This is a genomic window from Providencia sp. UF-224, assembly GCF_058245955.1.
This window is the reverse complement of sequence record NZ_JBSICC010000127.1, coordinates 1-343: the sequence shown is the minus strand read 5'-3', so window position 1 is coordinate 343 and position 343 is coordinate 1. Positions and strand designations below refer to the sequence as shown.

Genomic DNA, 343 nt, shown 5'->3' with positions numbered 1-343 from the left:
GACGGGTGCAGGTTATCCCACAATGCGCGGCCTTCACGTAGAAATTCTGGGGAGAAAATCACGTTGGTGTAACCAAACTCTTCCCGTAAACGTGCGGTAAAACCAACAGGAATAGTCGATTTCACAATAATCGTCGCAGTTGGGTTGATTTCATTCACATCGTGAATGATCGACTCCACTGATTTGGTATTGAAGTAGTTGGTTTTTGGGTCGTAGTCTGTCGGCGTCGCAACAATGACGTACTGTGCGCCTGTATAGGCTTCCATTTTATCTTCCGTAGCACGGAAATTCAGTGTTTTTTCCGTTAAAAACTGTTCAATCTCCGTATCAACAATCGGCGATT

Annotated in this window: 1 pseudogene; it reads right to left on the bottom strand. The window is 44.9% G+C overall.

The annotated features are described in order from the left end of the window. A pseudogene (locus AC4IFO_RS23140) lies at positions 1-343 on the bottom strand (UDP-glucose 6-dehydrogenase); the annotation flags it as partial.